This is a genomic window from Lysinibacillus sp. UGB7 (assembly GCF_049058285.1).
Taxonomy (GTDB): domain Bacteria; phylum Bacillota; class Bacilli; order Bacillales_A; family Planococcaceae; genus Lysinibacillus; species Lysinibacillus sphaericus_B.
The window spans coordinates 35826-57561 of record NZ_JBMGUV010000008.1 but is presented as its reverse complement, the minus strand read 5'-3'; the positions used below and the strand labels follow the sequence as shown (position 1 = coordinate 57561).

25 protein-coding genes and 1 pseudogene are annotated in these 21736 nt (G+C 38.7%); 4 read left to right on the top strand and 22 right to left on the bottom strand.

Going from position 1 to position 21736, the window contains the following annotated elements; all coding sequences use genetic code 11:
* Positions 1 to 168: 168 nt before the first annotated feature.
* Positions 169 to 984 (bottom strand): undecaprenyl-diphosphate phosphatase, encoded by an 816-nt coding sequence (locus ACOMCU_RS09335; protein WP_421050019.1) that lies wholly within the window; start codon positions 982 to 984, stop codon positions 169 to 171.
* A 303-nt stretch (positions 985 to 1287) separates the two neighbouring features.
* Between ACOMCU_RS09335 and ACOMCU_RS09330 the strand changes: the two are divergent.
* Positions 1288 to 1657: pseudogene (locus tag ACOMCU_RS09330) on the top strand (transposase); the annotation flags it as partial.
* A gap of 581 nt (positions 1658 to 2238) precedes the next feature.
* Here the strand turns inward: ACOMCU_RS09330 and folD are convergent.
* Positions 2239 to 3102 carry a bifunctional methylenetetrahydrofolate dehydrogenase/methenyltetrahydrofolate cyclohydrolase FolD gene (folD, locus tag ACOMCU_RS09325; protein ID WP_010859746.1) on the bottom strand — a complete coding sequence of 288 codons (864 nt, stop codon included), beginning with the start codon at positions 3100 to 3102 and terminating at the stop codon, positions 2239 to 2241.
* Between the two features lie 34 nt (positions 3103 to 3136).
* A complete protein-coding gene (gene nusB, locus ACOMCU_RS09320) occupies positions 3137 to 3517 on the bottom strand; it encodes a transcription antitermination factor NusB (RefSeq protein ID WP_421050018.1) in 381 nt (126 codons plus the stop codon).
* A gap of 406 nt (positions 3518 to 3923) precedes the next feature.
* Here nusB and ACOMCU_RS09315 point away from each other — a divergent pair, with 406 nt between their 5' ends.
* Both ACOMCU_RS09315 and ACOMCU_RS09310 read left to right on the top strand, forming a co-directional pair.
* Positions 3924 to 4766, top strand: a complete 843-nt coding sequence (locus ACOMCU_RS09315) for a MerR family transcriptional regulator (protein WP_010859748.1) — start codon at positions 3924 to 3926, stop codon at positions 4764 to 4766.
* A 136-nt stretch (positions 4767 to 4902) separates the two neighbouring features.
* Positions 4903 to 6072 (top strand): MFS transporter, encoded by a 1170-nt coding sequence (locus ACOMCU_RS09310; protein ID WP_010859749.1) that lies wholly within the window; start codon positions 4903 to 4905, stop codon positions 6070 to 6072.
* Positions 6073 to 6167: 95 nt separating this feature from the next.
* On the opposite strand, the gene ACOMCU_RS09305 is transcribed toward ACOMCU_RS09310, so the two are convergent.
* From ACOMCU_RS09305 to ACOMCU_RS09245, 13 genes are all read right to left on the bottom strand, one after another.
* Positions 6168 to 6578 (bottom strand): Asp23/Gls24 family envelope stress response protein, encoded by a 411-nt coding sequence (locus tag ACOMCU_RS09305; RefSeq protein ID WP_010859750.1) that lies wholly within the window; start codon positions 6576 to 6578, stop codon positions 6168 to 6170.
* A 248-nt stretch (positions 6579 to 6826) separates the two neighbouring features.
* On the bottom strand, positions 6827 to 8185 hold the full coding sequence (accC, locus tag ACOMCU_RS09300) for an acetyl-CoA carboxylase biotin carboxylase subunit (RefSeq protein ID WP_010859751.1): 1359 nt from the start codon (positions 8183 to 8185) through the stop codon (positions 6827 to 6829).
* A gap of 15 nt (positions 8186 to 8200) precedes the next feature.
* Complete coding sequence (gene accB / locus ACOMCU_RS09295; RefSeq protein WP_010859752.1) at positions 8201 to 8695, bottom strand: acetyl-CoA carboxylase biotin carboxyl carrier protein; 495 nt, start codon at positions 8693 to 8695, stop codon at positions 8201 to 8203.
* A gap of 199 nt (positions 8696 to 8894) precedes the next feature.
* On the bottom strand, positions 8895 to 9455 hold the full coding sequence (locus tag ACOMCU_RS09290; RefSeq protein ID WP_010859753.1) for a SpoIIIAH-like family protein: 561 nt from the start codon (positions 9453 to 9455) through the stop codon (positions 8895 to 8897).
* Positions 9456 to 9791, bottom strand: coding sequence for a hypothetical protein (locus tag ACOMCU_RS09285; RefSeq protein WP_421050083.1), 336 nt, complete (start codon positions 9789 to 9791; stop codon positions 9456 to 9458).
* Positions 9792 to 10082: 291 nt separating this feature from the next.
* Positions 10083 to 10994 (bottom strand): stage III sporulation protein AE, encoded by a 912-nt coding sequence (locus tag ACOMCU_RS09280; protein ID WP_421050017.1) that lies wholly within the window; start codon positions 10992 to 10994, stop codon positions 10083 to 10085.
* Between the two features lie 13 nt (positions 10995 to 11007).
* Complete coding sequence (locus ACOMCU_RS09275) at positions 11008 to 11385, bottom strand: hypothetical protein (RefSeq protein WP_010859756.1); 378 nt, start codon at positions 11383 to 11385, stop codon at positions 11008 to 11010.
* Positions 11386 to 11390: 5 nt separating this feature from the next.
* Positions 11391 to 11600, bottom strand: a complete 210-nt coding sequence (locus tag ACOMCU_RS09270) for a hypothetical protein (protein WP_010859757.1) — start codon at positions 11598 to 11600, stop codon at positions 11391 to 11393.
* Positions 11601 to 11898: 298 nt separating this feature from the next.
* Positions 11899 to 12900, bottom strand: a complete 1002-nt coding sequence (locus tag ACOMCU_RS09265; RefSeq protein WP_421050016.1) for an NAD(P)H-dependent flavin oxidoreductase — start codon at positions 12898 to 12900, stop codon at positions 11899 to 11901.
* 201 nt (positions 12901 to 13101) lie between these two features.
* Entirely contained in the window at positions 13102 to 13659 is a 558-nt protein-coding gene (gene efp / locus ACOMCU_RS09260; RefSeq protein ID WP_010859759.1) for an elongation factor P, read from the bottom strand.
* A gap of 17 nt (positions 13660 to 13676) precedes the next feature.
* Entirely contained in the window at positions 13677 to 14738 is a 1062-nt protein-coding gene (locus ACOMCU_RS09255; RefSeq protein ID WP_421050015.1) for a M24 family metallopeptidase, read from the bottom strand.
* A 1-nt stretch (position 14739) separates the two neighbouring features.
* Positions 14740 to 15174 (bottom strand): type II 3-dehydroquinate dehydratase, encoded by a 435-nt coding sequence (aroQ, locus tag ACOMCU_RS09250; RefSeq protein ID WP_010859761.1) that lies wholly within the window; start codon positions 15172 to 15174, stop codon positions 14740 to 14742.
* 62 nt (positions 15175 to 15236) lie between these two features.
* Positions 15237 to 15662: a hypothetical protein gene (locus ACOMCU_RS09245; RefSeq protein ID WP_010859762.1), complete on the bottom strand. Its 426-nt coding sequence runs from the start codon at positions 15660 to 15662 to the stop codon at positions 15237 to 15239.
* Positions 15663 to 16203: 541 nt separating this feature from the next.
* Between ACOMCU_RS09245 and ACOMCU_RS09240 the strand changes: the two genes are divergently transcribed.
* The gene (locus tag ACOMCU_RS09240) at positions 16204 to 17175 is read left to right on the top strand and encodes a DUF1385 domain-containing protein (protein ID WP_010859763.1); all 972 of its coding nucleotides are present in this window, start codon (positions 16204 to 16206) and stop codon (positions 17173 to 17175) included.
* A gap of 196 nt (positions 17176 to 17371) precedes the next feature.
* On the opposite strand, the gene ACOMCU_RS09235 is transcribed toward ACOMCU_RS09240, so the two are convergent.
* The 6 genes from ACOMCU_RS09235 to ACOMCU_RS09210 form a co-directional block, all read right to left on the bottom strand.
* Positions 17372 to 18280, bottom strand: coding sequence for an NAD(P)H-dependent flavin oxidoreductase (locus ACOMCU_RS09235; protein WP_421050014.1), 909 nt, complete (start codon positions 18278 to 18280; stop codon positions 17372 to 17374).
* Positions 18281 to 18346: 66 nt separating this feature from the next.
* Positions 18347 to 19078: an ABC transporter permease gene (locus ACOMCU_RS09230; protein WP_421050013.1), complete on the bottom strand. Its 732-nt coding sequence runs from the start codon at positions 19076 to 19078 to the stop codon at positions 18347 to 18349.
* Positions 19075 to 19800 (bottom strand): ABC transporter ATP-binding protein, encoded by a 726-nt coding sequence (locus tag ACOMCU_RS09225; RefSeq protein WP_010859766.1) that lies wholly within the window; start codon positions 19798 to 19800, stop codon positions 19075 to 19077. Before ACOMCU_RS09225 ends, ACOMCU_RS09230 begins: the two co-directional genes overlap by 4 nt.
* Positions 19790 to 20254 carry a DUF3021 domain-containing protein gene (locus tag ACOMCU_RS09220; RefSeq protein WP_010859767.1) on the bottom strand — a complete coding sequence of 155 codons (465 nt, stop codon included), beginning with the start codon at positions 20252 to 20254 and terminating at the stop codon, positions 19790 to 19792. The genes ACOMCU_RS09225 and ACOMCU_RS09220 overlap by 11 nt, the downstream gene beginning before the upstream one ends.
* A gap of 10 nt (positions 20255 to 20264) precedes the next feature.
* Positions 20265 to 20705, bottom strand: coding sequence for a LytTR family DNA-binding domain-containing protein (locus tag ACOMCU_RS09215; protein ID WP_421050012.1), 441 nt, complete (start codon positions 20703 to 20705; stop codon positions 20265 to 20267).
* A gap of 538 nt (positions 20706 to 21243) precedes the next feature.
* Positions 21244 to 21732 carry a VOC family protein gene (locus tag ACOMCU_RS09210; RefSeq protein WP_421050011.1) on the bottom strand — a complete coding sequence of 163 codons (489 nt, stop codon included), beginning with the start codon at positions 21730 to 21732 and terminating at the stop codon, positions 21244 to 21246.
* Between the last annotated feature and the right edge of the window lie 4 nt (positions 21733 to 21736).

Genomic DNA, 21736 nt, shown 5'->3' with positions numbered 1-21736 from the left:
TCACAAAACTACACTTATCATAACATTTTTTATTGTGCCTGACCTGTAAAAATGCAGTTTCGCAAGAAAAATGGCCCATGTTAAAAGCACGAACTAATGCATTTGCTTGAAATCTACCAGCAAACGGAAAAGACCACATAACGACAGTATCGTCATGCGGAGAATGTTTTAATAAAAAATGAACAATAATGTACCGACAATAAAACAATAATAGGTAAAGTAGCTAAGCTTACCACTTTTCATAATGCCCATAAACCATCGCATTGCAAAATATGTCATAAATAATGTAGCAATAAAAGTTGCTGCATACGGCATTGCTAATGCACTCTTATTTGGCTCATCTAAAAAATCTGTAATCCCGAGTACGACGCCACCAAGACTAACTGGAATATAAAGCATGAACGAGAAGCGTAATGCGGTGTCCTGCCTCATGCCAACTGCAATGGCCGAAATAATAGTTGCACCTGAACGACTAATGCCAGGCGTTAATGCTACTGCTTGACCAAGGCCTACTATTATTGCATCTTTCGCACGCAAATCAGCATCCTTCTTCGTCCCGCGCATATTACGAATTAACCAAAGTGCAATGCCGGTTACAAATAACATCATAGCAATTGTCGTCATGCTTATATTATCTGCAATGACATCGCTTAGTAAAACACCTAATATCCCGGCTGGAATGGAACCTATCAAAATGTATAATGCAAAACGAAAATCCACTTTATAGCGTCTTTCACGCGTTTTGATATAAAGGAAAAAATGTGTTATGAGTCGTACTATATCTTCCCGATAAATAAACACAATGGCCAACAATGAAGCCGTATTCGTTAGGATGGCGAATGTAAAGCCTTGTTCACCCAAACCAAGTAATTCACTAGCAATCATGACATGACCACTCGATGATACCGGAATAGGCTCTGTAAACCCTTGCACAAGTCCAATAAAAATATGCTTCAAAATAAGTATTATATCGAAGTTCTCCATTAATACCCTCCATAATTAGTATGTATAATGCAAACTTTAGTTAAGACGTTGGGATTATCTGAAAGGTTCGCACAAAAAAGAGCATATCTCAATCTATGAGATATGCCCAGACTATAGACAAACTCAAAAAATCTTTTTTCTTTGAAAATAGAAGTATCTATACGAACCCATTGATTTGCGCTACGTCGAACGCTTTTCGCAGGCAGGGCTTCAGTCTCCTCGTCGCTACGCTCCTGCGGGGCCTTCAACTCATGCTATTCTTTGCAGAAGTCGCCGCCTATGCTCCAATCAACTAGTGTATCCTATTCAACGACAACGAAAAAAGGTAGAAGACTGTACAAATCCCATCCGTTTTAATGCGCAAGTTGTCCGTTATTGGCTCAGTGTACGACGAGTAAGGATCATCGAAAAATCATTGAATATCACTATTTGGGCGCATCATGTGGAAGAAGCCAATCATTTATATCATCAAAGTGACATGAAACAAATTATGCACGTCAAAAAGAAAAGATTGAACGTTTATCTGCGGATGCGAAAGAAAAGCATGGTATGCGTTGGACAACCTTACGAAGGATTAAAAAATTGTTCATGCAGGTAATACTACTTACTTTTGAAGAAGCTAGCTAATTGGACATGGCAAAGTTCAAAAATGGCAGAAAATAGTTACTTGTAGCGTACTACTGTCGTTAATAGGGGCTATTTGGTACGAATATGTCTGATAAAATGTCAAAAGGTATTCGGAATATGATCATTCCGAACACCTTTTTTCGTCAATTTGAGCAATCTCAATCTATAAGTTATGCTCTTTAAATAGTATCTTTTTCAATTAGAGATTGCTTGAATCAATGTCATAATTCACTATCAAATCAATAAAAGCGCATACTATTAAGGAGAATAAAGTAATTGTTCATATCACATTTATATTCCGCAACAGGGGACGCTCTTCGCGGGCAAGCACCGAGCCGCTTCGGGGCAACAGGGACTTTTATGTGCGAAAGCGAAGCGTCAGCAACAGGATGTTGGTCACGAAAGCGAATGCGTTGACACAGGACGTGACGCTTTTAGCCTTCATTCCCATAAAAGCTCAGCCCAGGGTCTCGGTTCGCTTACTTTTCCCGCTGAAGTTGCCGCCTTACGCTCCTACCAAAATGTTCGTGTATCTTTAAGACAAACTATTTATGAAAGTAATTTGCTTATGAATCTTTTTAGGTTTAACTTACTAAAAATCGATACGTAATGTAGAATCTTTACTCATTATTGCACTTTATTGGCAAGCGTATTTTCTGCTGCTTGCACTGTGTTGAAAAGTAACATTGTGATCGTCATTGGCCCAACTCCACCTGGTACTGGTGTCATATGAGACGCAACACCATCGACATCTGAAAAGTTTACGTCGCCACACAGCTTGTTATTTTCATCGCGGTTAATACCGACATCAATAACAACTGCGCCTGCTTTAACATGCTCCTTCGTAATGAAGTTAGCACGTCCAACTGCTGCAATTAAAATATCCGCTTGTTTAGTGAATGAAGGTAAATCAGGTGTTTTTGAATGCGTGTATGTCACGGTTGCATCCTTTTGCAAAAGAAGTTGTCCCATAGGTTTCCCTACGATATGACTTCGACCAACAATGACCGCATGCTTTCCTGCAATTTCAATTCCTGAATATTCAAGAAGCTTCATAACACCAAACGGCGTACACGGTAAAAAAGTTTCTTGGCCAAGCATCATTTTTCCAACACTTATTGGTGAGAAGCCATCGACGTCCTTTTCAACGGCGATTGTAGCAATAACAGTATCCTCATCAATATGTTTTGGGAGTGGTAATTGAACTAAAATACCGTGAATGTCTTCACGTCCATTTAATAATTCGATTTGTTTTAGTAATTCTTCTTGCGTAGTTTCTTCTGGTAATTTTACTAGCTCTGAAAACATACCAATGGCTTCACAAGATTTTTGTTTGTTTCTTACATATGTAGCAGAAGCTTGGTTGTCCCCAACTAATACAACCGCCAAGCCTGGTGTTAATCCTTGCTCTTTTAAGCGAGCTACACGCTCTGCTACAGAATTACGAATTTCTTGACCAATTTCTTTACCATTAATTATTGCACTTGACATAAACCTATGTTACTCCTTCCAATACAACACGTTTTTATTGTTCTGTAAATTTAGAAAGTACGCCATTGACAAATTTCGACGATCCATCGTCGCCAAATGTTTTGCATAACTCGATTGCTTCGTTAAGTACTACTCTTTTTGGTGTTTCTGGCATGTATAAAAGTTCGTATACAGCTAGACGTAACACGGTTCTTTCAATTTTCGGTAGACGGGCAATTGACCACTTTTCTAGATGCTGCGCAAGGGCCGCATCAATTTCCTCCAAATTTTCAGCTGTTCCATTTGCAATCTTTTCGTAGAAAGCATTTGTTGGTTGACCTTTAATATGTCCCATTGCTTCTTCGACTGTTAGATCGGTATTGTCTAGCTGAAACAAAACTTGCAACGCTTTTTCGCGTGCTTCATGTCGTTTCATGTAAAGCTCTCCTTCTTAAGTGGCATTAAGGTTTATAATAGCATAAATTCATGTGAGAAACATGATTTCAAGCAAGTTTTCAATAATCTGAAACCTTTTTCAAGCAACTTTCTGCTTATTTTAACTTTCTTTTGCAAATAAAGTTATGCGCGAAAGCAAATCGACAACCGCAAATGGTTTTATGCATAAAAATTAAGCGCTAGTCGCAACTGGTTTTATGCACGAAAGCGGAGCGACAGCCAGCAATGTCACCTTTTGTAAAAATGATGGTGCTAGCTATATTTTTTAAAAATAGTTTGAATGATATAATGAGAACAATTCATTTCCACTTTAGAGGTGTAAATGGACATCTGAAGTAATGAATTCCAAATTCCAAATTCCTTTTGCTATTGCTAGGAGGCTATCTATGAAAGAACATTATTATACAATCGGTGAGGTGGCAAAGTTGTCAAATCTTTCTGTGCAGACACTTCGCTACTACGATCAAATTGATTTATTTAAACCAGCTTATACTGATACCTCTAGTAATTATCGTTATTATAAAGATGATCAGATTTTTTACTTAGATATAATTAAATCACTGAAGTATATCGGTACGTCGCTTGAAGATATAAAAAAAGCACTCATGCTGACACCTGCAGAACTACTCATTTTTTTAGAACAAAAAGAACAACGACTTGAAGAAAAAATCTCCCGATTAAACGAAGTAAAATACACCCTACTGAAAACTAAAAAACAAATGCAAGAACAAATTGATATTCCGGTCTTTGGTGAAGTATATACGCAGTTAGAAGAAGAAATGGCCATTTTACAAGTTACCACAACCGAACTAACACCGACATCCAGCACAAATTCGTACTATGGTACATTGACCAAAATCATCGAAAATGAAGGCAGTGTATTAAATAGTCGTTACGGTTGCATCTACCCACTTGCAAAGTACGCAGATGTAAATGATATTATGTACGATGCCATATTTACACCGCTACTAACCGAGCGTACCTTTTCTAAACTTTCAACCGATGTCAAACAAACGATTGTACCCGCAGGCATATATGTATGCATTGCCTTTATCTATCACCCTGAAACATATTTTTCTTTTTATGAAAAACTTAAGAATTATGTAGAGTCGCAAAAAAAAGCATTCGAAACCACTGTATATGAACTATATATGCCGGCTACATTAATAGCAGAGCAAGAAAAAAAGTTTATTGTTGAGTTGAAAATTAGGCAAAAATCCCTCAATTAATGTCACTTCCTTCTTTTTTCAAACAAATCTTTTGACCCTATAGTTACTATAGGGTTTAATGTAATAATTGAAAATATTCTAGTAGATTGGATTTTGTATTTCCCATGTAACGTGAAATGTTGAAGGAGTAAAGAAAATGAACAAGAAACAAACCTTAACGCTAATTATTTTGTTAAGTAATTTATTTATCGCCTTTTTAGGCATCGGCCTAGTAATTCCTGTTTTACCAACGATTATGAACGAACTTAATATTACAGGGTCTGTCGTCGGTTATATGGTCGCGGCATTTGCGATTACGCAGCTTATTGTTTCACCAATTGCTGGTAAACTCGTAGACCGCATCGGTCGGAAAGTTATGATCGTTGCAGGTCTTTTTGTTTTTGGACTTTCAGAGCTGTTATTTGGGGTTGGCCGTACAATCGAAGTGTTATTTATATCACGTATGCTCGGTGGTGTAAGTGCTGCATTTATTATGCCTGCGGTGACGGCGTACATTGCTGATATTACAACAATGGCGCAACGTCCAAAGGCTCTCGGCTATATGAGTGCTGCTATTAGCACGGGCTTTATTATTGGACCAGGGCTTGGTGGTTTTTTGGCGGAAATCGGTACACGTGTACCATTCTACGCCGCAGGTATACTTGGTTTCATAGCAGCAATATTATCATTAACATTATTAAAAGAACCAACACGAGCAAAAGACGATGCAGAAGCTGCAAGCTCTATTTTGGGTAGTGCAAAACGCATTTTTAGTCCGTTATATTTCATCGCCTTCGTGTTAATTTTTGTCCTATCATTTGGTCTTGCAGCATTTGAATCGCTGTTTAGTTTATTCGTAGATCATAAATTTGCATTTACCCCAAAGGATATTGCAATAATTATTACTGGTAGTGGAATTGTCGGTGCACTTGCACAGCTGTTATTATTTGATTGGTTGACAAGAAAAATGGGCGAAATTAACGTCATTCGCTACTCGCTTGTACTATCCGCTGTCCTTACTTTTGCCATGACAATCGTTAATCATTATGCCGCAATATTATTCGTCACTTTCTTTATTTTTGTGGGCTTTGATTTAATACGCCCTGCAGTTACTTCTTATTTATCGAAAATCGCAGGAAATGAACAAGGCTTCGTTGGCGGCATGAACTCAATGTTTACCAGCCTTGGTAATATATTCGGACCCATTTTAGGTGGCATATTGTTCGACATAAATTTAAACTATCCATACTACTTTGCCACAATCGTGTTAGTCTTCGGTGTGGTGCTTGCATTTTACTGGAAAAAACCAAAACATATTGAAATATAATTTATCACCAAAAGAAAAGTTTTAAAGGCAACTCTAGTATTGCATCCTAACAGAAAACGAGGTTATCTCAAAATTTTGAGATAACCTCGTTTTTCTTATTCTTGTACAGCCACTTCTTCTTTTTCAAAATGAATGCCTGTAATATGTACATTCACTTCTGCTGTTTCAAGTGCAGTCATATTTAAAATCGCTTGGCGAATTTGTGTTTGTACGTCCTTCGCAACTTTTGGAATTGCATAACCATATTTTACAGAGCAAAATACATCAATGGCAATTTCTCCACTTTCTGTGACGCCAGATTTAATGCCCTTATTGTGTACTTTTTTACCAAAGCGTTCCACAACACCCGTTGCTATATTACCACGTGTTGCCGCGATACCTTCTACCTCGCTAACAGCAATCCCAGCGACAATTTCAATTACTTCCGCCGCTACCTCAATTTTACCAAGCTCCTCTTTTCCAGCTGGTGTTGGTTGTACAAAAGATTGTCCTACTTTCTCTGCCATGCAAATATCATCCTTTCCTTTACGCATCGCAAGCAAATGCTGTTGTTACGTTTATTATACTATAAATAGGAAGGTTTGGCTTAGGAAAGCCGTTTTAATTTCAAATCGATATTTTCTAATAAGTTAGGCGATAAATTCCTAGCCTTTCTAGATAAATCAAAAAGTGATGTCGATAAATTTTAAAACAGTATCTATAAATAGTGAAAAGCGAAGAAATCATATGGATTCCTTCGCCTTTGTATGAACGATTATTTACTTGTCCCTAATACGTCGTTTTCTTCTAGGAATTTCGTGTTGAATTTCGCAGATTTGAATACGTCGTTATTCATTAATGCTTCATGGAATGGAATGGTTGTATTGATGCCAGGTCCAGAAACTTCAAATTCCCCTAGTGCACGATTCATTTTCGCAATGGCTTCCTCACGCGTATCTGCATGAACGATTAACTTCGCTACCATTGAATCATAGTATGGAGGGATTGTATAGCCTGCATACACAGCAGAATCAATACGTACACCATAACCACCTGGAGTGATATAAGTATCTACAGTACCAGCTGATGGCATAAAGTTTTTGTATGCATTTTCTGCGTTAATACGGCATTCAATTGCCCATCCAGTTAATTTAATATCTTCTTGTGCAAATGGAAGCTTTTCACCAGAAGCAATTTTCAATTGTTGTTGTACAAGGTCGACACCAGAAATCATTTCTGTTACTGGATGTTCTACTTGAATACGAGTATTCATTTCCATGAAGTAGAACTTGTCTTCCTGATAATCGTAGATGAATTCGATTGTACCAGCACCTTCATAATTACATGCCTGTGCTGCCTTCACCGCAGCTGCACCCATTTCAGCACGACGTTCAGAAGATAGTGCAGGAGATGGTGCTTCCTCAACTAATTTCTGCATACGACGCTGCACTGTACAGTCACGCTCGCCTAAATGTACGACGTTACCATAACCATCTGCTAAAATTTGAATTTCGCAGTGACGGAAGTATTCGATGAATTTTTCTAAATATACGCCTGGATTGCCGAATGCTGCAGCAGCCTCTTTTTGCGTAATGTCGATGCCTTTTACAAGGTCTTCTTCTGTACGAGCTACACGGATACCTTTACCACCACCACCAGCAGTTGCTTTGATGATAACTGGGTAACCAATTTTAGCAGCCCATTCTTTACCTGTTTCGATATCTGGCACAATACCAGTACCTGGAACAAGTGGAACATCTGCTGCTTCCATTGTTGTACGCGCAACGTCTTTAATCCCCATGATTTTAATCGAATCAGATGAAGGACCAATGAATTTGATGCCTGCGTTTTCACATGCTTCAGCGAAGTCAGCGTTTTCTGATACGAAACCGTAACCTGGGTGGATACCGTCTGCACCTGTTTTTTCTGCTACACTAAGTAAAGCTGGGAAACTAAGGTATGAATCTTTTGATAGTTTAGGACCGATGCAATATGCTTCATCTGCTAATTTCACATGTAATGCGTCTGCGTCTGCTTCAGAGTATACGGCAACAGATTTGATACCTAGCTCTTTACAAGCACGAATGATTCGTACAGCGATTTCGCCGCGGTTTGCAATTAAAACTTTTTTCATGGTTGTATACACTCCTTACTCAGCTTTTACAAGGAATAATGGTTGACCGTATTCAACTAATTCGCCATCTTTAACAAGTACTTCAACGATTTCACCTTTTACTTCTGCTTCGATTTCGTTGAACAGTTTCATAGCTTCTACGATACATACGATCATCTCGTCGCCTACTTTGTCGCCCACTTGTACGTAAGCTGGTGATTCTGGGTTTGGAGCAGCATAGAAAGTACCAACCATTGGAGATACAATTTTATGTAACGATGGGTCGTTGTTTGTTGGTGCTGCTGGAGCTTCTTCTACTTTTGCTGGGGCTGCTGGTGCTGGAGCTGCTGCTGATGCACTTTGTTGTACAACAGGAGCTGAAACTTCTTTCTTAGGTGCTACAGTTTCAGTAACAACCACACTGTTCTTTTTTAATTTAACTTTTGCGCCATCTACTTCATAAACGAACTCGTCGATTGAAGAAGAATCTACCAATTTAATGATTTCACGAATTTCTTGAATTTTGAACATGTTTAACTCTCCTTATGAAATAATATCTACTACACCCACTATTCTATATTTATTTCGGTCAATTTGAAATAGTTAAATGAAAATTAAGTAAATCTAAACAAAATAAAAGGCTTTCTTTTACTAAACGAAAGCCTTTTCATTATCCTGATATATAACAACTAATGACTAATAAACAGAATATTCCTTTTTTTCACTAATCTTAATAGCCGTTGTTTGCACTAAATTTAACTTGCACATCATTGGCGCCTTCCCATTCGCTTTTCACCAAATAAATTATTTCATTTGCTTGTGATTTAGATAACTCTTCCGCCATGACAGTGACAGATACTTTTTCTCCGTCCGCTTTAACAAAGGCATCCGAATATCCTAACGATTTAACTAGCATTTCTAACATGGCTTCCGCTGATTCCTGTTTAATAATCCCATCGATTTCATTGAATGCCTTATTTTTTTCTTCAGCTGTGTATTCTTCAGAGGCAATTTTTTGCGTTAACTGCTGACGTAATTGACTTCTCTCATCACTTACTTGCATACGCATTTCTTCAAATAAATGACTTGGCGATGATACTTCAGTCGTCACATCTTGTTTGGAAGCCTCTTGATCTGTTACACCTGTTATCGCTGTTTGCTGTAATGTATCATCTGAAAAAATTGTTAAGCCATTAAATTGTTTTGCTGGGTCAACTAAATAGTATACTGAAATTACTGCTACTAGACTTAATAATGTCATAAACCAAACAGTTCTTCTACGCACGCGCATTTATTTTTCCCCCTTATTTTCCATTGGAACGATAATAATTCGATGAATAGGCAATTGCATCACTTGACTGACGACAGCACGAATTTCATTTTTAATAAAAATATCCGATGCTCCCTCTGAAACAATAAGCATTCCTGTTACATCTTTCACGCCTTGGTCAGTACCCCTAAAATATTGGCTAAATAGATTATTTTCATCCGTCTCATTTGTCATCTCTCCATAATAAAAATAAACTTTTACCTCCCCAACACCTTGCATAGCTCGCAGTGTCTTTTCTAGCTTTTCTTCATTTGTAGACGGTGTTACTCGCTCATTTGTTGAATTCGTTTGAAACATAGGAAACACGATGAAAAGTCCCATGGAGGCAGCAATGAGCATTAAGACCAAAAATGGTGTTGTTTTTTTTCGTACCTTTTCCACATCACTTGTACATTGCCTCCCTTCATCTTCTCTTTTTCAAGTGTATGTACGCTTGTTTCCTCCTATGAATTGATAAATGGAATCTTTAATAGCAATTGCAAAAATACTAACGTAATGACGAGTTTTGTTAGTGAAATTATCTGCTTATCATCGGTTAGAAACACGAAAAGCTGACAAATAAAGAGCAACGCCAATAAAAGAATCAATCTATCTCCCCCCAGCCATAACCTGCACAAAAACGATAAGGAAAAAACAAGAAAACATAAATGAAAAAGCAATAAGAAATGATACTGCACATAATGTAAATAGAGATTTACTAACCTGATCAAGTAGTTTACAAATATCATCAAAAGCAATCGGTTCTAAAATAGCAGCTAGCAGCTTTAATGAATATGCACTAACAACAAGTTGCACAGTCGGTACAAACGAAATTGTGATAACAGCTATAAAGGCACTAATACTACTAATAGAAGAAGAAAATTGCGTCATATGCTGAAACATTGAAAAGCTATCGACTATAAAAGACCCGACAACTGGAATATTTTCTTCAATAAGTTTTTTCACAGGTTCTGAAACAGCTTTATTGACACTAAATGCCGCAACGCCACTTGCCGACATTAAAATGATGTAGCATACGACAGATGCCGAAACGATACTCATAATTGTAAAACGAATAAGATCCGCAATTCTCGAAAAGGATATTTCTTTTACAATGACGCTGCAAACATCAAAGACAATGGCAAAAAGCACCCCCGGAATAAGCCACTTACTACTGATGATAGTTAAGACTTGTACAAAAAAGAGTAAAAAAGGCTGCCAAGAAGCAATGGCTGTAATACTACTAGATAGAAGAAAGCTTGATGTTAGAATTGGATAGAATGCCGTAAAGATATGCGAAAGTCCCTGTGCAATTTGATCGATTAAATTGAATGAATTGACCACCACAGGGCCGATTGTCGCTAACACAATGAGAAAAAAAAGGATCCTTGTCCCATTTTCAAACTCAGGTAGCACCATATTGACAATAAGAATAATAATGACGTAGCCACACAAAATGAGTGTCATTTTGAGCAAGAGAAAAAAAGGATCTATCAAAAACGACAGTAGTTGCTCCTGCAATGTTATTCGCTCCTTAGCTTATCCTTTGTAAAATGGCCGACACCTCCTGTAAAACAGCCAAAAATTCTTTGAACCAGTACAACAAAATAACAATTTTCACCGCGTCAAAAACCAAGCCCCCGAGTACTTTATAGCTATGTTCAACAAGCAACATAGACACCCATTGCCCTACATAAAAAAGGCTAGCACTCATGACAATAGCTTTTGCATAAGGCAAAAAGGCTAACATTTCGAGGAGCTGTTTCACGAGTGGCAATAGGAGTGTCGAAAACAATAAACTGAACAGTAAAAACGAAAACATTACACTAATGAGCGCATGGAGTGGTTTTATAACTTCTTTTATAAGCAATAATAAAAGCAGCATGACAACAGCGACAATGACAATTTCCATCTACATTACCCAGAAGAGGTAAGCCATTGAAAGAAGGTTAAAATTTCATTGAAAAATATCCGTAAAAATCGCAGTAATTCTGCTGTCATATATAAGTAAGCAATGAAAAATAAGAAAAACGAAAACTCTTTCTTCCCTGTTTGATCAAAGAAAACATGAAGAAGCGCAACGACTAGTCCCACTCCAGCGACTCTTAATACGTCTTGTAATTCCATTCATACGCCCCCTCGTGTACAGCAATATATGTCGCTAGCCCAAAAAAAAGACCTCTATACAGACGTATAGAGATCTTAGTATGAAAATATTTAAGTTTCTTTTTAAATTGCGCTAGTATAATTTACACCCTTAAGCCATGGAGACATTGAGCCCACCAGATGGTTGGTTTCTTATGCATGCCACAGAATTTGGCGACACTAGACAGAGTTCTTGTGGGCAAGTGGGTGTAAGTCAACTAAACATATGTGATTGCCCTATCTAATGCTTCGCTCCACGCATGATTTGAACATGGCTAAATTAAATTAACTTTGCAATAATGTCTTTCACAGAGCCTGGTTGTACCAAATGACTATTTTCGCCCATCCACATTGATAAGTATTGAGGATTTCCTTGCTCTGCACTTACCTTACGAATAGTAGACGTTAAATAATGTTGCAGTGGATACGGTGCTACAACCGCATCTTTCATACGTTCAGAAAAATCATTAGCTAAACCACGTGCTGGTTTGCCGGTAAAGGCACGAGTAACAGTCGTCTGCTGTGCTTTTGATTCAAGTATAGCATTTTTATATACTGGCGAAATTTCGCATTCATCTGCCACTAAAAGGGCTGTACCAATCTGTATAGCCTGCGCACCATGTGCTAATGCCGTAGTCACATCTTCTTTAGAGACTATACCACCTGCTACAATAATGGGAATGGTAATTTTCCCTGCAACTTGTTGTAGTAAATCATGACGTGCGATTAACTGCATAGGCTCAGTAAAGGAGCCTCGATGTCCGCCGGCTTCCCCACCTTGTAAAACCACAGCATCCATGCCTGCTTCCTCCACACACTTCGCTTCATGCAATGTGGTAGCCGTACCAATAACATAAACATTATTTTCTTTAAGACGACGAATGACATCTGCTGACGGGATGCCAAATGTAAACGAGCAAATCGCTACATCTTCATCCAGTACCGCTTGGACTTGTCCTTCAAAAACTTCCGATGACACTACACTTTGGACAGTTGATAGACCAAGCTCGTCATAAAACGGCTGTAGCGCCATACGTGCATTTTGTAGAACCTCCACATCAATACGTGGTTCCTCCTGCACAAATAAATTGACCCCAAACGGCTTATGTGTAAGTTTTTTAACCTGTTGAATAAAGCTTTTCGTTTGCTCCCCATCTAAATAGCCTGCTCCAATAGAGCCTAAAATCCCGGCCTCTGCACAAGCTGCAACAAACTTTGGCGATGTAACCCCAGCCATGGGCGCTTGAATAATTGGATATTGAAGCTCAAATTTATGTAACATAGCATTCACTCCTTACTTTTATTGTAAACTTTTCTTCCACATATGACCATCTATCTGATGATAGAAACAAACGATTAAATATTAAAAAAGACAATTGTTCGTCTATCTATTCTCATAATTTGCAATAAAAAAGTCATAAATGTATAAAGAATATGTAAAAACCTACTCTTTTTAGTAAAGAGTAGGCTTGATATACGTTGATTACGCGCGAGATACGTAAGAAGAATCCGTTGTATTGATAATTAAAACATCACCTTGGTTGACGAAGAATGGTACTTGGACGATAAGACCTGTTTGAAGAGTTGCAGGTTTAGTACCGCCTGAAGCTGTATCTCCTTTAATACCTGGTTCTGTTTCAGTTACTTCTAGCTCAACAGTATTTGGTAATTCTACACCAAGCATTTCACCTTGATAAGATTGGATGTGTACTTCCATATTTTCTTTAAGGAACTTTAACTCATACTCAATTGCAGAGGATGCTAATTCTGATTGATCATAAGATTCCATATCCATGAAGACATGCTCGTCACCTTGTGCATATAAATACTGCATTTTACGGTTATCAATTTGTGCTTTTTCAACTTTCTCACCAGCACGGAAAGTTTTTTCTTGTACGTTACCATTACGAAGGTTACGTAATTTTGAGCGCACGAATGCAGCACCTTTACCTGGTTTTACGTGTTGGAAATCCATAACACGGTATAGTTGGCCATCAACAATAATTGTTAGACCTGTTCGGAAATCGTTTACTGAAATCATTTGTTTTCCTCCATTGTTTATAAAATGATGAGTTCTTTTGACGAATGCGTTAGGAGTTCATTACCTGTCTCTGTGATTAAAATATCGTCCTCGATACGTAGACCACCGATTCCCGGTAAATAAACACCTGGTTCAATCGTTACGGCCATGCCCGGCTCTAATACCGTTTCTGAACGCATCGATAAGCCAGGGCCTTCATGTACTTCAAGACCAATGCCATGTCCTAATGAATGACCAAATGCCTCGCCATAGCCTTTTTCTGTTAAGTAGTCACGTGCAATCGCATCTGCTTGAATACCTGTTAATCCAGGACCCACTTTTTCAAGTGCTAAAAGTTGTGAAGCAAGTACTGCATTGTACATATCTACTAATTTTGCAGATGGTTCGCCAACAGCTACTGTACGTGTCATATCAGAGATATAGCCATTGTAAAGTGCACCATAATCTAGTGTGACAAAGTCGCCTTTTTCAATTACTTTATCTGTTGCAACACCATGAGGTAATGCTGACCGAAGACCAGACGCGACGATTGTATCAAATGAGGACTGCGTAGCCCCTTGTTTACGCATGAAAAATTCTAATTCATTCGAAACCTCAAGCTCAGTTTTCCCCGGCTTGATGAAGTCTATAATATGTGTAAATGCGTGATCAGCAATTTCACACGCAACCTTAATAATATTAATCTCTTGTTCCGTCTTAATCAAGCGAATTTTTTCAATTAGTCCAGAAACAGGTACTAAATCCGTTTGAATCACATTTTTGTATAGCTCATATGTGCCATAGCTTACAGCATCTTTCTCAAAGCCCAATAATTTGATGCCCATTGCTTTTACTTGTGTTGCTATTTCTTCGAGGATTGTCGCTTCATGCTTGACGATGCGGAAATCCTTAATTTGAGCAGCTGCTTGTTCAGTGTAACGGAAATCTGTGATAAACACAGCATCGTTTTGTGATACAATCGCTACACCCGCTGTCCCTGTAAAGCCAGTCATATAACGACGGTTGTACTCGTTCGTAATTAAAATACCCTCGATGCTGTGTTCTTGTAGTGCTTTACGAAGCTTTTGTAATTTTAACATGTTATTTCTCCCCTTCGATGAATGTGCGTAGCGCTAGCTCATAGCCTTTTGTACCTAGACCGCAAATCTGGCCGATGCAAGCTGGTGCAAGATAAGAATGATGGCGGAAAGCCTCACGTTTATGGATATTCGAAATATGTACCTCTATAACTGGCACTGAAATCCCTGCAATTGCATCATGTAACGCAATGCTCGTATGTGTATAAGCACCAGGATTAAAAATAATACCATCATATTTTTCGTCTTCTGCCTCATGCACCCAATCAACTAGCTCTCCCTCATGATTGGATTGACGAAACTCAACTGTTGCACCGAGAGTTGCCGCAAGATTCCGAACATTTTTTTTCACATCATCTAACGTTTCATGTCCGTAAATATGCGGCTCTCGTTTACCCAGCCGATTTAAATTAGGGCCATTTAAACATAATAACTTCACGCAATATTCGCCTCTTTCTATGTACTTGCACTTTATTTTATCACACCCGTTGCATACGGCAACTAATTTCCTTTTTGTGCAGTATGCTCTTTCTGGTGAAAATTTGCTGTTTCAAGTAGGAACCGTAATAAGCAAATTACCACGACCATGAAGGGAATTGATAATTTTTTAAAAGAGGCAGACTGTAAAGGCAAATCAAGGATAATCCATTCTAAAGTAATGGTAAAAATAAGACCAAGTAAAAAAGACGTCAGCACCGCTGGTATAATATGGACATATTGCAAAGTAACATACAAAAAGAAACCACATAAAAATAAAACGAATGTTAGAAAGCTCCACTGAAATAATTTCGAACTATCTTCAAACAACTCCCACTTCTTATAAAACCCTATCGGACTCCAATCAATTAAATGAAAGAACTGAAGCGCTCTCAAGCACAATACTAGCGTAAGCGCACCTACAATTGATGTTATACTCGCTATTTTCAAGCATATCCCTCCTAAATGTGAACGACTCAGTTCTTTCGATTTGAGCGTGATGAGCCTATTACCGCAGCGAAGTGTTCAACGCTTTGGAACCGGGCGTTATGGGTTATTGGTTATAGACCTAAGCGCTGAACGGACTGGGCCTGTGTGTTAAGCGGTTTGGCCTGAGCGCTTCTTGGCTTCACCCGAGCGGTAAACCGGTGGACACGAGCGCTTCTGGGCTTCACCCGAGCGGTAAACCGGTGGATCCGAGCGAGCGCTTCTTGGCTTCACCCGAGCGGTAAACCGGTGGACCTGAGCGCTTCTTGGCTTCACCCGAGCGGTAAACCGGTGGACACGAGCGCTTCTTGGCTTCACCCGAGCGGTAAACCGGTGGATCCGAGCGCTTCTTGGCTTCACCCGAGCATTTATCACCTCGACCTGAGCGTTACGCAACATACTACGTGAACGTAACATACTAATAAAACAAAATTATAAATTTAGTGTAGCCATATAGAAAATTTACTATGCGTTCCTCTAGAGGTTTTTCACTAAATTTAGTACAATGGTACAGTTGAAATATTTAAAGAGAGTGGTGTTAGCCTTGAGCAATTCACCTGTATACGGGGGACAAGCACAATTAGAAGGTGTGATGTTCGGAGGAAAGGAACATACGATTACAGCCATTCGCCGTAACGATGAGTCCATTGATTATTATCATTACAAAAAAGTTCAAAAACCTATTCTACAAAAATTAAAAAAAATTCCTTTTGTACGTGGTGTTGTGGCACTTGTTGAATCAGCTGGTTTAGGTTCACGCCATATGCAATTTTCAGGGGATCGCTATGATGTTACACCTGGCGAAGAAGAGGAAAATGTAGAGGAAGGCTCTAAACTGCAAATGATTTTAGGGGTTGCCGTTGTGGGGATTCTGTCCTTTTTATTTGGCAAATTTGCATTTACATTAATCCCTGTATTTATTGCGGATTTTTTCTCCAAGTGGATAGAAGGTAAAACAGGCCAGATTCTATTGGAAAGTGGTATTAAACTTATTTTACTACTTACCTATTTATATTTTATCTCTTTAACACCTATTATAAAAAGAGTCTTCCAATATCACGGTGCCGAGCATAAAGTAATCAATTGCTATGAAGCTGGTATGGAAGTAACTGTTGCAAATGTACAAGCACAATCACGTTTACATTATCGTTGCGGTAGTAGTTTCATGCTCTTCACTGTGTTTGTGGGTATGTTTTTATATTTCTTCGTACCAACGGATCCACTTTGGTTACGTATTGTAGACCGCATTTTATTAATTCCCGTAGTACTTGGTGTATCATTTGAAGTACTCCAAGCCACAAATGCGTGCCGTAACATACCTGTTTTACGCTTCCTTGGTTATCCAGGTTTATGGCTCCAATTATTGACTACGCGAGAGCCGAAAGACGATCAAGTCGAAGTAGCCATTGCTTCATTCAAAATGCTACGTCAAGTCGAACAACAGCCGGAAATCGCTGCAACTTTAAATCATGACTAAAAAGCAAGAGAGATCATCCGCGAATGATTTCTCTTGCTTTTCTACTTTATCCCGCATTAACGGTCAGTAATACACCCACCTCCAGTGGACATAGACAACGAGTGAACGAGATGTCAATCAACTGACCGTAAATGCCCGATTGGTTCAACTAACAATGCTTGGGGGATGAAGAAATCCCCCAAGCATTGAAGTTTCTTTATTGAGGCTGTACAGCGATGAGTTGTTGTCTTGCCGTCTCATACTCTTCTTGCAATGTCGTGATAATTTCACGCACTGTCTCTCGCTGCTCGATATTTGTAACGCCATGACCTGCTGACCAAATATCTCGCCAAGCTTTAGCATCCACAAGATGGGTTAAATCAATATCTTCTCTTGGCTTTAACGTGGACGGATCAATTCCTTCTTTGAGTAACGACGGAATTAATACATTAACATGCACTCCACTGAACGCATCCGTATATAAAATATCGTCGGTCTTACTTGCAATAACCATTTTTTTATAGTCTTCTGGTGCATTGCCATCATCACAAGCTAAAAAGCGTGTTCCCATATAGGCATAGTCTGCGCCAATTATTTGCGCGGCCAACACGTCTGCACCGCTAGAAATAGAGCCAGATAAAATAATTGTACCATCAAAGAATTTTTTCACGGCAGATACAAAACCAAATGGATTCAGTTGACCACCGTGTCCACCAGCTCCCGCACAGACAAGAATAAGGCCATCCACACCTGTTGCCGCGGATTTCTCTGCATGCTTGACATTCGCTACATCTGCATACACCTTGCCACCGTAGCCATGCACAATTTCAATGACCCGCTTCGGATTACCAAGTGATGTAATAACAATCGGTGGTTCGTGCCTTTCAATTAACTGCAAATCCTCTTCGAAACGCTCGTTCGCTACAGGATGACAAATGAAATTAACAGCCCAAGGCTCTGTTGGTAACGCCTCTTTAATCTCCTGTAACCACTCTGCACAAACCGCTGTTGGTCTTGCATTCAATAAAGGAAATGAACCGATAGCCCCTGCCTTACTCGCTGCAATCACCATCTCTGGGTTAGATACTAAAAACATCGGTGCAACTATAATTGGTAAACTCGACATAAACCTTCCCCCCTTTAAATTGAATATTCTATAAATATCACATAAATCCTACTTAAAATTGGAATTTCAGTATTTACTCTTCATTTTTTGTTTAAATCCTAAAATAGCCGTAATAAAAATTATGGTAGTATAACCGAAGACGATAGCGAGAGGTATAAAAATATCTTGGTAATGTCCACTTAACACTGCGCGCGCAGCATCCACAGCTTGGACGAATGGAAGTAATCGGGCGATTGAATGAAATGTATCACCCATCATATCAAGCTGAAACCATATACCACTTAACCAAGTTGTCACATTTACAAAAATCGCAAAAATCCCACCCACCTGTTTATCTGTAAATATCGTACCAAGTAATAAGCCAAGTCCAATATACAGTAAGGAAATAACGATGAGTACGATACCCATGAATAGGACAGATAGATTAAGTGACAGCCCTAAAAATATAGCAGCGAGTATACATACACTGATCTGTAATGCCGCTATCGCTAATAATGGCAGGACATACCCTATGATGTAATCGGCAGCAGACATCGGTGAAGCAAAGATTCGCATTAAAAAGGAGGTACTTTTATCCTTGCCAAGCAACATCCCTGAAAAAAGTGTAAGGAACGAAAAACCAAAAATAATGACACCTGGTGTTAGGTTATTAATTTCATATAATGAAATTGGCGTATTTTTTTGCATGACCGAAAATAAGCCCATAAGTAGGACAGGTAAGCCTATACCGAAAAGCAGTGTTAAGGGATCTCGTACGATTTCTTTATGATTTCTTGTCGCAAATATAGCAGCCTTCAACGCGACTCCCCCTCCGTCAGTTCTAAAAAGACATCTTCAAATGTTTGTTTTCCTGTTTGACTCATCAATTGCTTAGTCGTACCGAGTGCTCGTAATTTTCCTTGATGCATAATACCAACTCGGTCCGCTAACATCTCCACTTCTTCTAAATAATGAGTTGTTAAAACAATGGTGACATGCCCTTTCAATTGACGTAAAATTCCCCATAAATCACGACGTGCACGCACATCCATGCCTAATGTAGGCTCATCTAAAAACAAAATTTTCGGATTTGACATCATGGCCATTGCCACACTTAGTCGTCGCTTAAAACCACCCGATAAAATCTTAGCCTTCTCGTGCTGGCTCATCTGCAAGCCAAACGTATTCATCTGTGCAATCGCATGTTGTTCCGCTTGTATTTTTGAATAGCCATAAATTCGAGCCATTAATCGTAAATTTTCCACAACCGTTAAATTTGGTGCAACTGCTGTTTCTTGCGGAGAAATATTAATGTTATTCTTAGCAACAATGGGATTGTGAACGATGCTCACTCCGTCCAAAAGAGCGTCACCACTTGTAGGTGTAACAAGTCCACATAGCATTTTAATGGTTGTGGTCTTGCCCGCCGCATTTTGACCAAGAAGCGCAAAAAATTCACCTTTTTCAATGTTTAATGATAAATGATCGACTACTGCTCGTTCCTGATAATGTTTCGATAATTCTTTTATTTCAATGGTCATGATTCTCACCTCTTTCTAAGATGGCATTGATTTTTTCAATATCACGCTTCGATAGTTGATATTGCATCAGCCATGTCACGATATATGTTCCTATAAAACTCGCAAGTAAGGAAAATATATTGGCCATCGTTTTAGGCATCCATATAATCATAACAATGGGTATCCAGACACTTGCCGTCACGCTAAAATGCACGATATATTGCTTCAACATGCCCCATCTAGCGATTTCAAAGACTAATGCCGCCATGGCAAATGTGACACCTATCATCCCCGTTAAAAAAATTTGTGTACAAACAGCTACTGTTTCACTTGTAAATAAAGCACGAAAATTTGGCACAACCGCTAAATAGCTTTCTTGACCTAAGCCAAGAGATATACAGAGCTGTACAATTTGCCCAATGGTAACACCGATCACAAATCCCCCTACAAAGCGTATCACAATATCCTTTTGCATCTCTTTCACCTCATATTCCTAATTGCTTTTTAATCTTTGAGACATAGCGCCTTGAGGCATACGTTTTAATATCACCTTGTAGCACTACCCCTATAGTTCCTGTCTTACTAATATCCATTTGTTTAATCATGTTTCGATTGACGATTTCAGCATTTGAAATACGTACAAATATTTGCGGATTTAACTTCTTGTCAAGTTCATACAAACGACTGCGCACCGTGTAAATGCCCCGCGATGTTTGGACGAAGACCTTTTTTGCTTCCGTATAGATACGCAAAATATCTTTACAGGCAATCATCTCCGCTCCCCTACTAGAAAATACCGTCAACGAATCAGCCTCTTCAGTAGCAATACGCTGCATGATTTGTTCGATTTCCTCTGTCATTTTATCTGTGAGAATAATAACTTTTGGTTCTTGATATGTCGGATCGATCGACACTTCTATTTTCATATCATCACAGTCCTTTCATTCGCCTTCACTATAAAGTTTTCAAACATTGATGTAAATGTATTATGGATGACTGGTCGTTTTTCCAGCATAAGTGGTTTATACAGCAAAAAAAGTGCCTATCCGCCTTGTAGGCAAGATAGATGTAGCTTTGAAATAAAGTTTGATCAAAAATGTTCCGTGAACCCACATTTTACTGCAAAATAAAAAGAATCCATTTTGAAAAAAGATTGATCAAAATGGATTCTTCATTTGTAAATGCAGATTGTGTTTTTATAAAGAAATTTGAGTAAAACTCATAGAAGTCCCTAAAAAGAACGGTTTGAATAGTCGGCTGAATAAACATTCAACTTTTTTATAAACAGTACGACTTTATTTTTAATCCACACCTTTTGTAGGCTTTGAATAAAGTTTGAGTAAAAGTATTGGCTCAACCCTGATTTAGCAGCCAAAGAAAAGAAACCATTTTGAAAAAATTTGATCAAAGTGTTCTCTTTTCTTATCAACGAGTTTGCTGTTTTGATAAAAAAGATTGGATATTTTATTTGATTTCCTCAGCCAGCTCCAAAATAATTCCTTCTGGCCCACGAACGTAGCATAATTTATAAGCGTTTTCGTAGTTTTGTATCTCACCAATAAGTCCTGCGCCTTTCATAGTCAATTTGGTAACAAGGGCTTCAATATCTTCCACAGCAAAGGCAATATGCCGGATACCCAGAGTATTTGCTAAAGGACGCTGTATGCCATTTTCATCTGATGGCGTGTGAAATTTTACTAGTTCTATATTTGCGTCACCGTCTGGCGTTCGCAACATTACTAGTTCTATATTTGCATCACCTTCAGGCGTTCGCAACATTGCAACTTCCTCTTTAACGTCTTGAAGCCCTAATATCCGCTCCATCCTCTCCACCCACTCACCTTCCACTTTTCCTTCCCCCAGCATTTCAAGGCCCAAGTCAAGAAAAAACGCTTTCGCGGCAGGAAGATCATTGACGATTATACCCACATGATCTATTCTATGGATTTTCATATCT